Origin of the sequence: Bradyrhizobium sp. Leo170 (genome assembly GCF_004296405.1) — a bacterium.
Classification (GTDB): Bacteria; Pseudomonadota; Alphaproteobacteria; order Rhizobiales; family Xanthobacteraceae; genus Bradyrhizobium.
Genome location: NZ_PSRR01000318.1, coordinates 1 through 10,112, shown reverse-complemented (window position 1 = coordinate 10,112; position 10,112 = coordinate 1). Strand labels below are relative to the sequence as shown.

The following is a 10,112-nucleotide window of genomic DNA, read 5'->3' as shown; positions in this document are numbered from 1 at the left end:
GAGCGCGTCGCTGTCGGTCTCGCCGGTGCGGATCCGCAGCGCATGTTCGATCGGCGTGACAAAGATCTTGCCATCGCCGATCTGGCCGGTGCGTGCCTTTGCGGTGATGACCTCGACCGCCTTGTCGGCGATGTCGGATGCGACCGCGATCTCGATGCGCAATTTGGGCAGGAAATTCACGACATATTCTGCGCCGCGGTAGATCTCGGTGTGCCCTTTCTGCCGGCCATAACCTTTGACTTCCGTGACGGTCATGCCGTGGACGCCAATCTCGGTCAGCGCTTGGCGCACCTCGTCCAGCTTGAAGGGTTTGATGATGGCGACGACAAGTTTCATAGCTAGCGGCCCGCATTTTTCTTAAAGTTCGGCCACCGCCTGCTCTTTGGATGGCCTTCGATCCCGGGCCAATCTGGCATCTTTCTGAGCAAATGGCACAAAAAAGTTGCAGGTTTAGGGGGAAAACATTGGCAGACCCTGAGCTCGCTCCCTGTACAGGGGACATGATCGTCCGTCACAATGCGGCTTTCCTGCTTCGCCAGTCGCTCCGCTGGCGCCTGTTCCCAAGAATCGTGTTTTCCAAGGAAATGCCATGGCCGATCGATCCTGGTTTTATGCATCCGAAGGCCAGCAAAAGGGCCCGTTTCCCGAATTTCAGCTCCGCGATCTCATCATGCGAGGCACCGTCGGGCCGGATACGCTGGTCTGGACCGAGGGGATGGCCGGTTGGCAGAAGGCGGGTGAGATTCCCGGACTGATTTCGGATCCTTCCAGTCCAGCGATGCCCTCGCAGGCGGGCGGGCCGCCGATCATGACTGCGGCCGGCTATGCGGGTGGAGCGGTCTCAGCCGATCTGCCGATCTGGGAGCTGTTTGGACGCAGTCTGTGGTTTGCCATCGGCCAGCTCCTGGTGATCCCAGCGCCGTGGTCCGCCACCGGCTTTTATCGCTGGATCATCCCGCACATCAACGTCCCCGGCCGGCCGAATCTCGGTTTCACGGGACAGGTCGGTGACATCTGGTATGTGTTCGTCGCGATAGGGCTCTTGAGCTATACGGGCTGGACCGAGAGTACGACGGTCGAGCTGCTTGCGCCGCTGCTGCAGGCGGCGCTCGGATGGGTGGTCATCCGCTGGATCGCCAGCCATCTCAGTTCAAACGGACAGCAGCTCCCAATCGCCTTCAACGGCAGCATCATCGCCTATACCGGGTGGTATCTGTTGTTGGCGATCTCCTTCATCACCATCATCGGCTGGGCGTGGGTGACCACGGCGTGGATGAGGTGGATGTGCCGCAATATCGAGGGGACGCGCCGCGAAATCATCTTCAAGGCGTCAGGCCTCGAGATGCTTTGGCGAACCGTCGTGTTCACAATCGGCTGCTTATTGCTGATTCCAATCCCGTGGGCTTTGCGCTGGTATGCGAATTGGTACCTGTCGCAATTCGCGCTGGTCGAGCGCAGCACGCTGGCGAACGCGTAGCGCGGCGAATGAGATGCCGATTGGCTTCACCTCCCCCGCAAGCGGCCCGCAAGCGGGAGAGGGAGCGCAGTTTCATCGCGGCGGCAATTCTAACGCGCGCTACTTCCTCTCGCGCACCGAACCTTCCTGCGCCACTGACGCAACCAGCGTGCCGTCGGGCTTGAAGATCATGCCGCGGGTCAGGCCGCGCCCGCCTTGCGCGCTCGGAGAGTCCTGCGCGTAGAGCAGCCATTCGTCGGCGCGGAACGGGCGATGAAACCACATCGCGTGATCCAGGCTTGCCGGCATCATGCGCTTGTCGAACAGCGTGCGGCCGTAGCGCGCCATCACCGCGTCCAACAGCGAAAAGTCGGAGGCATAAGCGAGCGCGCACAGATGCAGCGCGGGATCGTCGGGCAGCTTCGCCGCGGTGCGGATCCAGACATGGATGCGGCCCTCCTCGATCTTCTGGCCGAAATAGCGGCCGAGCTCGACCGGGCGCAGTTCGATCGGCCGATCGGATTCGTAATAGCGGCGGATGAAGTCCGGCATTTCGCGGAACATCGGCTGCTTCGACACTTCCTCGGCGGTGAGCTTTTCCGGCGGCGGCACGTCCGGCATCTTCTCCTGGTGATCGAAGGCGCCCTGCTCCTCGGCATGGAACGACACCATGATCGAGAAGATGGCATTGCCGTGCTGGATCGCGGTGACGCGGCGGGTCGAATAGCTCTTGCCGTCGCGCAGCCGCTCGACCTGGTAGATGATCGGGACCTGCGGGTCGCCGGGCAGGATGAAATAGCAATGGATCGAATGCGGCAGTCGGCCCTCGACGGTGCGGCAGGCCGCGACCATCGCCTGGCCGATCACCTGCCCGCCGAACACCCGCTGCCAGCTCGTTTTCGGACTGTTGCCGCGGAACAGATTCACCTCGAGCGGTTCGAGATCCAGGATGGAAAGCAGGTCAATCAGGCTTTTTGACATGAAACTTCCTTTTCCGCCGTCATTCCGGGGCGCGTCGAAGACGCGAACCTGGAATCTCGCGCCGAAACCTCTGGATTCCGGGTTCGCGCTGGCGCGCGCCCCGGAATGACGATGCGCGGCATTAAGCACCTTGCCTCAAGACCCTGTTTCGCCCAGCCGTTATCAGGTAGCAAGCACAGTCTGAGGGCATGAGCGCGTAAGGGACTTGCATGTCGGCACAGCGAGGCATTGTCATTTGCGGGGGCGCCTTTGCGGGCCTGGCGCTGGCCCTGGCGCTGCGCCAGGGGCTGGGCACCGAAATCCCCATCATCGTCGCCGATCCGGCGCTCGGGCAGCGCCCGAGCCGCGATCCGCGGGCGACCGCGATCGTCGCCGCCTGCCGCCGGCTGTTCGAGGCGATCGGCATCTGGGCCGAGATCGCCGACACGACGCAGCCGATCCTCGACATGGTCGTCACCGATTCGCGGCTCGACGATGCCACCCGGCCGGCGTTCCTGACCTTTGCCGGCGATGTCGAGCCCGGCGAGCCGTTTGCGCATATGGTCGAGAACCGGCATCTGATCGACGCGCTGGTGGCGCGCACTGAGGCCGCAGGCATCGATCTACGCGCGACCGCGGTTTCGACCTATGAGGCCAATGCCGATCTCGTCAACGTGACGCTCGCGGACGGCAGTGTGATCGAAGCGAGCCTGCTGGTGGCCGCCGACGGCGCCCGCTCGAAGCTGCGCGAGCGCGCCGGCATCGTCACCCATGGCTGGGACTATGATCAGTCCGGCATTGTCGTCACGGTCGGCCATGAGCGCGATCACCAGGGCCGCGCCGAAGAGCATTTTCTGCCCGCGGGTCCGTTCGCGATCCTGCCGCTGAAGGGAAAACGCTCCTCGCTGGTGTGGACCGAGAACCGCAAGGAAGCGTCCCGCATCGTCGGCTTAAGCGATGCGGAATTCCACGACGAGCTGGAGCGGCGCTTTGGTTTGCAGCTCGGAGAGGTCAAGGCGCTCGACAAGCCGCGCGCGTTTCCGCTCGGCTATTTCGTCGCGCGCTCCTTCATCGCCGAACGGCTGGCCCTGGTCGGCGACGCCGCGCATCTGATCCATCCGATTGCAGGGCAAGGGCTCAATATGGGTCTGAAGGATGTCGCGGCTTTGGCGGAAGTGGTGGTCGATGCGGCGCGGCTCGGCATCGACCTTGGCCAAGCCGATGTGCTCGAGCGCTACCAGCGCTGGCGCCGCTTCGACACCATGGCGATGGGGGTCGCGACCAATTCGCTGAACTTCCTGTTCTCCAACGAATCGACGCTGCTCAGGACCGTGCGCGACGTCGGGCTCGGCGTCGTCGACCGCCTGCCGCCGCTGAAGAGCCTGTTCATCCGCCAGGCGGCGGGGCTGTCGGGGGAAGTGCCGCGGCTGTTGAAGGGCGAGGCGCTGTAGCGCGCGAATGGCGAATAGCGAGTGGCGAATGGAAGGCTCCTCCTTCGCTATTCGCCACTCCCCATTCGCTATTCGCCCCCTCCATCACTCGATCTTGCGCGCTTCTTCCGGCAGCATGATCGGGATGCCGTCGCGGATCGGATACGCGAGTTTTGCGGAGCGCGAGATCAGTTCCTGCCGTTCCGCGTCGAACTCCAACGGACCCTTGGTGATCGGACAGACCAGGATTTCCAGCAGCTTTGGATCGGCGGTGCTTTCGAGATGATCAGTCGGGGAGCTCATGACGGTCTTCCAGTTTCGCAGGCGCTTCTTACCATGTCTCAAACGGCGAGTGTAACGCGCGCAGCCAATTAGCGCACCGCCATCCGCAAGAGTTCGTCGACGATCGCCTGCTGCTTTGCTTTCGGCAGCGGCTGCTCCGTCAGTGCCTGGCCGAGGAACGCCCAATAGAAGATCTGGGCACGGACGCGGGCCACGTCGTCGGTGAGGCCCGCCTGCTTCAGGAGACCTTCGACATAGCCGAGCCGCCGCTGGTCGATCGCCTGCACGGCGGCGCGTGCTGAAGCGTCGACGCTCGCCCAGCTTCGGACCGCGTTTTCCAGCGCCAGCTTTTCGGAAAACACCCGGCGCAGCAGCACGGCCAGGGCGTCAGAACCCGCCGCCGTCGCCTCGACATCGACGATGATCCGCTCCGCCGCGATCTCGCGCCAATGTTTCAGGACGGCGGCGTGGTAGGCGGCGATATCGGCGAAGTGCCAGTAAAAGCTGCCGCGGGAGACGCCCATCTCTTTTGCCAAGGGTTCGGCCTTCAGCGCGGTGAAGCCGCGTCTTGCCAGTGCTTTCAGGCCCTGGTCGAGCCAGTCCTGTGCGGAAAGCTGATCGGTCATGCAGCCTACCATACACCAGTGTATTGACAGGCGCCAATGCGCGGGCGATAACCATACACTGCTGTATGGAGGCGAACGATGCGCGATATCCTGCTGCAATGTTCCGGCCTCGCCGCGATCGCGGCGGCGCTGATCCACGGTTACCTTGGCGAATTCAAGGTCTTTCCCAAAATGACGATCGAACCGGCGCGGCTGCGCACGCTGATCCGGCTGGTCTGGCAGGCCGGCACGGTGGCGTGGATCGGTGGCGGCGTGCTGCTGCTCGCCGCGCCCTGGATGGCCTCGGAGGTGGCGCGGCACTGGATCGTCGTCACGCTCGCCTGCGTGTTCGCTTTCGCGGCCCTCGCCAATGCGGTTGCGACGCGCGGCCGGCATTTCGGCTGGATGGCGCTCAGCGCCGTGGTGGCGATGGCGGTCGCGGGGTATTAGGCTAGCCCCACACGCGGTCATTCCGGGGCACGCGCAGCGTGAACCCGGAATCCATCAAGCCGCATGCGCTGGTCGAGAAATGGATTCCGGGTTCGTCCTTCGGACGCCCCGGAATGACGGTAGAGGAGAATGACGGGACGGCCGAGAATCACTGCAGCGGCGGGTCACCGCTGGTGCGCTTCTTGGCGAGATCCATCTCGGTCACCGCGATCAGGATTTCGGCGCGGGTCTTGAGGTCGGGCGCTTCCAGCATCGCCTGCTTCTCCGCCGGGCCATAGGGCGACATCATCGCGAGCGCATTGACCAGCGCCTCGTTGGGCGCGGCTTCGATGCCGGCCCAGTCGACCTTCAGGTTGTTCGCTTTCAGGAAATCCGTCAGCACCGAGAGCAGCGCTTCGCGGTCGACGTCCTCTTCGCCGCTGCGCGCGACGAAATCGTCGGTGAAGGAGAAGAAATCGACCTTGCATTGGCGGTACGGGGTCAGCACGCTGAGCTCCTCGACCACCTTGAAGCGCGACACGCCGGTGAGTTCGAGGATGTAGCGGCCATCGCCTGATTCGGCGAGCTGGGTGATGCGGCCGACGCAGCCGACGCGGAACAGCGCCGGCTTCTCCTCATTGTGCGAATGCGTCACGTCGGGCTGGATCATGCCGATCAGCCGATGGCCGTCGCGGAAGGCGTCGTCGACCATGGCGAGATAGCGCGGCTCGAAGATGTTGAGCGGCATCTGGCCGCGCGGCAACAATAGCGCACCGGCAAGCGGAAAGACCGCGATCACCTCGGGAAGCTCGGCCGGGCCCCGATATTCGGCATTGATCGGCATCTGCGGCCCCGGTGTTATGCACGCACTAGATTATGATCCGATTGAACGAAATCGGATCATAATCTCATGTCTTTGTTTGAGCATGATCATTTCGGAAAACCGGTTTCCACTTTTCGGTACGCGGCCCTTCGGGTCCGGATCATGCTCTATGAAAACAGGATCGTCGAAAGCCGCTTTCGTCCCTCGACGGTCGCTTCATCCGCCCCGCCCCACGCTTCGAAGAACTGGACGAGCTGCTTGCGTGCGCCGTCATCGTTCCACTTGCGGTCGCGCCTGACGATCTCCAGGAGCTGGTTGGTCGCCTCGCTGCGCTTGCCCATCGCGTTCAGCGCGGTGGCGAGATCGAACCGCGCCTGATGATCGAGCGGATTTGCGGCGACTTTCTGTTCCAATTCGCCGATCGGACCGACCGATTCCGCCTGCTCGGCAAGGTCGATTGCGGCCTGCACCGCCTTCACAGCCGGCTCGTTGCGCTTGGACTCCGGCACCATGCCGAGCGTCTGTTTGGCCTGGTCGACCGCGCCCGTCGTGACATAGCATTTGGCGAGACCGGCGAGCGCGGCGATATTGGTGGCGTCGATGCCGAGCACCTCGGCATAGATCTGCGCCGCGGCCGCGGCGTCGCCTTCGGCGAGCACGGCGTCGGCTTCTTTCAGGATCTCGGCAATATTCGGCTCGCCCGCGGCAGGGACGCCCTTCGTCAGCCGCTCGATGAAGGCGTTGACCTGGCTCTCCGGGATTGCGCCCATGAAGCCGTCGGCCGGCTGGCCGTTGACAAAGGCGATCACGGCCGGGATCGACTGGATGCCCATCTGGCCGGGGATCGACGGATGCTCGTCGATGTTCATCTTGACGAGCTTGACCCGGCCCTTGGCGTTGGTCACCACCTTCTCCAGGATCGGGGTGAGCTGGCGGCAGGGGCCGCACCAGGGCGCCCAGAAATCGATCAGCACCGGCTGGCGCTTCGACTCCTCGATCACGTCCTTGACGAACGTCTGGGTGGTCGTTTCCTTGATCAGATCGCCTGCCTGCGGCGCCGGACCGCCGCCCTGCTCAACTATCGTCACGATATCCTCGCCTGATGTCCCGAGATTGGGGCCCGTTCTAGCACGGCCGGAACCGAACACCCGTCAGCTAAATGGCGGTTTGGCGCCAAATTTCAATCGCCTGGTACCCTGCTCGTTCCGCCGCAGGCCGATCATGCAGGGTCGCGATCAAATGCGGCCGGAGTTTGTGGGCTGCTTGAGGCGAATCAGCCCGTAGCGGCGTGAGGACGGGAAAAGTGGGTTCCCAGGCGAAAAACCCGGCGAGCCGCCACCGAAACGCCCCTCGGCGCGTTGCTTTCCGTCCTTTCGTCCCCATTTCCACTCAAATGAGGCGATTTAGCCGCCTTCGGGCCTGTTGCATTCACGGTCCGCTTTTGGCATAGCTCTGCCGTTGCCGGCGAGTGATCGCCGCCATCAGGATGCGGGTGTAGCTCAGTGGTAGAGCACGACCTTGCCAAGGTCGGGGTCGAGGGTTCGAGCCCCTTCGCCCGCTCCAAATTTCCCCGTCCGTCGAACTGGCTTTAACCTCCGGCCGCGCGCCGTCGTCGCGCCTGCTGCCCTCCCTCGCTTGACCGAAGCAAGCCCACGCTAAGGTATCTCCGGCGAGAAACGAGACCCGGCTCGATCGCGGCCCAATCATTCATCCGACGATTGATTTCCCAGCCAATCGAATCGTCGGCCGTGACGCTGCGAGCGGCGTTAACTTCGAACGAATATTGCGGCGCAATGACATCGCTGGCGCTTCGCAAGAAACAGCGCAAGCGAACCCGCTCAACTTGTCTTGACCTCGCGCGAAAGCGGCGTTCATCGCCTCGCGCTTCTCTCGCGCGAGGGATGTGCTAACATTTTCTGCTCTGGCCTCTCTCTCGCAGGCCACTACGATCGTCTCGTTAGAATCAATAAAGAGCCAGCCGCCCGGCTGGATAGGGGAGTAACGCGATGCAATCGGTTTTCAATCGTTCCATTCTTGCGCTTGCCACCATCGCCCTCGTGGCGGGGACTGGCTTTGCCAATGCGCAACAGCAGCAGGACAAGGGCAGGTCGCTGAAGAAATACGAATCCGGCACCAAGGAATTCTGGACCCATCCGCCGGATGACTGGTTCCTCGGCGACGAGACCGAAACGCAAAAGGGCCTCGCGCCGCCATCAGGACCGCCGACCGGCGCCTCCGACTCCGAGCTGGCGGAGCTGATCAAGAAGATCAAGCTGCCACAAGGCTTCAAGATCGAGGTCTACGCGTCGAACGTGCTCGCCGCGCGGCAGATGGCCTGGGGCGACAAGGGCACGCTGTTCGTCGGCTCGTTCGGGCTCGGTAACGTCTACGCGATCAAGGACAACAACGGCAAGAAAGAGGTGAAGACCATCCTCAAGGGGCTGAACATGCCCACCGGTCTCGCCTTCCGCGACGGCGCGCTCTACGTGATCGCAGTCGACAAGCTGATCCGCTACGACAATGCGGAGGCCAATCTCGACAATCTCGGCCAGGGCAAGGTGGTCTATGACGACATGCCCTCCTATGCCGCGCATGGGCGCATGGCTGGAAATATATCGCGGTCGACAAGGACGGCTGGTTCTACATTCCGTTCGGCCCGCCCTTCAACATCGGCATTCCCCCGACCAGCCTCTCGCAGATCCGCCGCGTCGACCCCAAGACCGGCAACGCGGAAATCTGGGCGCTCGGGGTGCGCAACAGCGTCGGCGGCGATGTCGATCCGCGCACCGGTCGCTACTGGTTCACCGAGAACGCGCGCGACTGGATCAGCGACGATCTGCCGAGCGACAAGCTCAACATGATCTCGAAGATCGGCGAGCATTTCGGCTATCCCTATTGCCACCAGGGCGACCTGCCCGATCCGAAATTCGCGATGGGGCACAAATGCTCGGAGTTCACGCCGCCCGTGCTCAACTTAGGGGCCCATGTCGCCCCGCTCGGCATGAAGTTCTACACCGGCAATCAATTCCCGGCGGACTACAAGAACAACATCCTGATCGCCGAGCACGGCTCGTGGAACAGGCACAAGTATCAGGGCGCGCGCATCGTGCGCGTGATCGTCGGTCCCGACGGCAAGAACGCCAAGCAGGAAGTGTTGGCGTCCGGCTGGATCGAGGGCGACCAGGGCTATCTCGGCCGCCCTGCTGACATCATCCTCGACAAGGATGGCTCGATCCTCGTTGCCGACGACTGGGCCGGCGCGATCTATCGCATCAGCTACAGCAAGAAGTGACACTGTAACGAATGGAGGCTGCGGTGGCCGGATGGCGGCCGCGGCCTCTTTGTTTTGAATTTCGTCGTTCCGGATTGCGCGCAGCGCAAGTCCGGAACCCATAACCACGAGCGATAGTTATGGATTCCGGGCCTGCGCTCCGCGCATCCCGGAATGACAGGGGTGATGGAGTGGAGCCTGACTGATGCGCCGACAGTTCGTCTCGTACCTATTTGGTGGACTCGCGCTCCTGACCGCGACCGTCACTCCGATCCGCGCCGCCGATGTCGCGGCCGGCAAGGAAAAAGCAGAGATGTGCGTCTCATGCCACGGCGAGAACGGCATTTCGCAGACCGAGAACATCCCCTCGCTCGCCGGCCAGCCCGATCAGTTCCTTCAGTGGCAGCTCGTGTTCTTCCGCGCCGGCACCCGCAAGAACGAGCTGATGCAGCCGATCGTCGAGCAGCTCAATAATGACGACATCCGCAATCTCGGCGCCTACTTCTCCTCGCTGACGCCGCCGAAGGGCCCGAAGGACGACGATCCCGATCTGTCGGAAAAGGGCAAGCAGGCCGCCGCCGGCCGCCGCTGCGCGTCATGCCATACCGACAGCTATGCCGGCACCAAGGCGGTGGCGCGCATCGCCGGCCAGCGCGAGGACTATCTCGTCAAGGCGCTGCACGACTACAAGTCCAGTGCGCGCTCCGGCGGCGGCATGGCCGCGATGGCCGAGGTCGCCTATCCCCTGAGCGAAGAAGAGATCACCGCGCTCGCGCATTATCTGGCGCATCTCTGATGGTGATGCCGTAGCCGTAGCCCGGGTGGAGCGCAGCGTAACCCGGGAACACTGTGCTGG

Annotated in this window: 10 protein-coding genes, 1 tRNA gene and 1 pseudogene; 6 read left to right on the top strand and 6 right to left on the bottom strand. The window is 63.2% G+C overall.

Annotated elements, in window-relative coordinates; translation table 11 throughout:
* On the bottom strand, positions 1-336 hold a 336-nt coding region (locus CWO89_RS34845; protein ID WP_130582970.1), incomplete at its 3' end, for a P-II family nitrogen regulator.
* Between the two features lie 253 nt (positions 337-589).
* Here CWO89_RS34845 and CWO89_RS34840 point away from each other — a divergent pair.
* Positions 590-1,477 (top strand): DUF4339 domain-containing protein, encoded by an 888-nt coding sequence (locus tag CWO89_RS34840; protein ID WP_130582969.1) that lies wholly within the window; start codon positions 590-592, stop codon positions 1,475-1,477.
* A gap of 99 nt (positions 1,478-1,576) precedes the next feature.
* Here CWO89_RS34840 and tesB read toward each other — a convergent pair whose 3' ends face one another.
* A complete protein-coding gene (gene tesB / locus CWO89_RS34835) occupies positions 1,577-2,437 on the bottom strand; it encodes an acyl-CoA thioesterase II (protein ID WP_130582968.1) in 861 nt (286 codons plus the stop codon).
* A 209-nt stretch (positions 2,438-2,646) separates the two neighbouring features.
* Between tesB and CWO89_RS34830 the strand changes: the two genes are divergently transcribed.
* A complete protein-coding gene (locus tag CWO89_RS34830) occupies positions 2,647-3,867 on the top strand; it encodes a ubiquinone biosynthesis hydroxylase (protein ID WP_130582967.1) in 1,221 nt (406 codons plus the stop codon).
* 84 nt (positions 3,868-3,951) lie between these two features.
* Here the strand turns inward: CWO89_RS34830 and CWO89_RS34825 are convergent, their stop codons facing one another.
* Both CWO89_RS34825 and CWO89_RS34820 read right to left on the bottom strand, forming a co-directional pair.
* Positions 3,952-4,149 carry a Trm112 family protein gene (locus CWO89_RS34825; protein ID WP_130582966.1) on the bottom strand — a complete coding sequence of 66 codons (198 nt, stop codon included), beginning with the start codon at positions 4,147-4,149 and terminating at the stop codon, positions 3,952-3,954.
* A 68-nt stretch (positions 4,150-4,217) separates the two neighbouring features.
* Entirely contained in the window at positions 4,218-4,754 is a 537-nt protein-coding gene (locus CWO89_RS34820) for a TetR/AcrR family transcriptional regulator (protein WP_130582965.1), read from the bottom strand.
* 78 nt (positions 4,755-4,832) lie between these two features.
* Between CWO89_RS34820 and CWO89_RS34815 the strand changes: the two genes are divergently transcribed.
* Positions 4,833-5,183: a hypothetical protein gene (locus CWO89_RS34815; protein WP_130582964.1), complete on the top strand. Its 351-nt coding sequence runs from the start codon at positions 4,833-4,835 to the stop codon at positions 5,181-5,183.
* 148 nt (positions 5,184-5,331) lie between these two features.
* On the opposite strand, the gene CWO89_RS34810 is transcribed toward CWO89_RS34815, so the two are convergent.
* Positions 5,332-6,006, bottom strand: coding sequence for an LON peptidase substrate-binding domain-containing protein (locus CWO89_RS34810; RefSeq protein WP_130582963.1), 675 nt, complete (start codon positions 6,004-6,006; stop codon positions 5,332-5,334).
* Positions 6,007-6,152: 146 nt separating this feature from the next.
* Complete coding sequence (gene trxA, locus CWO89_RS34805) at positions 6,153-7,073, bottom strand: thioredoxin (protein ID WP_130582962.1); 921 nt, start codon at positions 7,071-7,073, stop codon at positions 6,153-6,155.
* A gap of 400 nt (positions 7,074-7,473) precedes the next feature.
* Between trxA and CWO89_RS34800 the strand changes: the two genes are divergently transcribed.
* The 3 genes and pseudogenes from CWO89_RS34800 to CWO89_RS34790 all read left to right on the top strand — a co-directional run bounded on the left by CWO89_RS34800 (position 7,474) and on the right by CWO89_RS34790 (position 10,052).
* Positions 7,474-7,548: transfer RNA gene (locus CWO89_RS34800), tRNA-Gly, on the top strand.
* A gap of 443 nt (positions 7,549-7,991) precedes the next feature.
* Positions 7,992-9,277: pseudogene (locus tag CWO89_RS34795) on the top strand (PQQ-dependent sugar dehydrogenase).
* A 184-nt stretch (positions 9,278-9,461) separates the two neighbouring features.
* Positions 9,462-10,052 carry a c-type cytochrome gene (locus CWO89_RS34790; RefSeq protein WP_130582961.1) on the top strand — a complete coding sequence of 197 codons (591 nt, stop codon included), beginning with the start codon at positions 9,462-9,464 and terminating at the stop codon, positions 10,050-10,052.
* Positions 10,053-10,112 lie beyond the last annotated feature (60 nt).

Excerpts from the sequence above, each read along its gene's own strand:
- CWO89_RS34840 (WP_130582969.1), top strand. The coding sequence starts at position 590 with ATGGCCGATCGATCCTGGTTTTATGCATCCGAAGGCCAGCAAAAGGGC.
- tesB (WP_130582968.1), bottom strand. The coding sequence starts at position 2,437 with ATGTCAAAAAGCCTGATTGACCTGCTTTCCATCCTGGATCTCGAACCG.
- CWO89_RS34830 (WP_130582967.1), top strand. The coding sequence starts at position 2,647 with ATGTCGGCACAGCGAGGCATTGTCATTTGCGGGGGCGCCTTTGCGGGC.
- CWO89_RS34825 (WP_130582966.1), bottom strand. The coding sequence starts at position 4,149 with ATGAGCTCCCCGACTGATCATCTCGAAAGCACCGCCGATCCAAAGCTG.
- CWO89_RS34820 (WP_130582965.1), bottom strand. The coding sequence starts at position 4,754 with ATGACCGATCAGCTTTCCGCACAGGACTGGCTCGACCAGGGCCTGAAA.
- CWO89_RS34815 (WP_130582964.1), top strand. The coding sequence starts at position 4,833 with ATGCGCGATATCCTGCTGCAATGTTCCGGCCTCGCCGCGATCGCGGCG.
- CWO89_RS34810 (WP_130582963.1), bottom strand. The coding sequence starts at position 6,006 with ATGCCGATCAATGCCGAATATCGGGGCCCGGCCGAGCTTCCCGAGGTG.
- CWO89_RS34790 (WP_130582961.1), top strand. The coding sequence starts at position 9,462 with ATGCGCCGACAGTTCGTCTCGTACCTATTTGGTGGACTCGCGCTCCTG.